Annotated in this window: 1 protein-coding gene and 1 other RNA gene; one reads left to right on the top strand and one right to left on the bottom strand. The window is 69.3% G+C overall.

Translation table 11 applies throughout. The features are described 5' to 3' along the window. Nucleotides 1-141 precede the first annotated feature (141 nt). An RNA gene (gene rnpB, locus D7Y21_RS41195) (RNase P RNA component class A) lies at nt 142-535 on the top strand. Between the two features lie 9 nt (nt 536-544). Here the strand turns inward: rnpB and D7Y21_RS41190 are convergent. Next, nucleotides 545-1,108 carry a hypothetical protein gene (locus D7Y21_RS41190; protein ID WP_120566371.1) on the bottom strand — a complete coding sequence of 188 codons (564 nt, stop codon included), beginning with the start codon at nt 1,106-1,108 and terminating at the stop codon, nt 545-547. Between the last annotated feature and the right edge of the window lie 115 nt (nt 1,109-1,223).

The following is a 1,223-nucleotide window of genomic DNA, read 5'->3' as shown; positions in this document are numbered from 1 at the left end:
GGACTTCGGGACGCTCAGGCGCGGGGAAACCCGACAGGCCCCCGGACGCTCACCCGCCCAGCCCGCGAAGGCGGACACACGACAACGCCCCTTCCAGAAGGTGGACCCGCCCGGGCTGGCTGTTGTATCCCCAGGAGTGCCGGAGCGGTCCGGGTGAACGCCGGCCATCGCAGGCATGGATGGCGGGAGGAAAGTCCGGGCTCCAGAGGGCAGGGTGCTGGCTAACGGCCAGTCGAGGCGACTCGCAGGAAAGTGCCACAGAAAACAGACCGCCCGTTCCCGCAAGGGGGCGGGTAAGGGTGAAACGGTGCGGTAAGAGCGCACCGCGTCCGGGGTGACTCGGACGGCACGGTAAACCCCACCTGGAGCAAGAGCCAATAGGAGCGCGTCCCCGAAAGGGGACAGGGATGGCCCGTCCCATGCGTTCGGGTTGCTCGCTGATGAGGTCCCTGGGCAACCAGGGCCCTAGATGAATGTTCGCCGCCCATCCCGAAAGGGGTGGGGACAGAACCCGGCTTACAGGGCCGCTCCGGTTTTTTCCCTGTTACTTGCCCACGGGGACCTGCGCCAACAGCAGGCGCCCCCGGCCGTCGTTGCGCACCGTCTCCGGGTTGGTGATGGGCAGCCGGCTGTCGTTGCGCGGCTCCCAGAACCCCATCCACACGTTGACGGCGCGCGGCGACGCGCCCTGCGGCAGGGCGATGACGAACTCGTCCTTCACCGTCTCCCCCACCTTCCACTGCGTCGTGGGGTACAGGCCGCCCGCGGGCTTGTGGTCCACGTTGAGGCGCTCCATGCGCCCGTCCGCGTCCTCCACGTGCACGAAGACGAGGTAGTCCTCTTCAATCGGCTGGAGCACCTTGAAGAAGACGGTGACGCGCGCCTGGTCCCCGGCGGGGATGCGGCCCGGCTGCACGGACGCGCCCACCACCTCCACCTTGCCGCCCAGGTTGGCGCCGCTGCGGATGGACAGCGGGGGCACCTGGGCGACGGTGGCCGCGCGGCGCTCCTGGTCGCTGGCCCCACCGGGGGCCTCCACGATGCAGGCGCTGGAAGTCCCCAGGAGGACGGTGGCGGTCAACAGGACGTTCAGGGGCGGAAGGCGCATGACGGAGGGCGGTTCTACCCGGCTACGGGCGCTGCATCCAACTGCGTGTTGGTGTATGCGGAGCGGCGATGAAGACCCCGAACCCCCTCGACGCACTCCTGGCGCAGGTGCCCCC

This window comes from Corallococcus sp. AB045 (assembly GCF_003668895.1).
GTDB lineage: Bacteria > Myxococcota > Myxococcia > Myxococcales > Myxococcaceae > Corallococcus > Corallococcus coralloides.
This window is presented reverse-complemented; position numbering and strand designations above follow the sequence as displayed.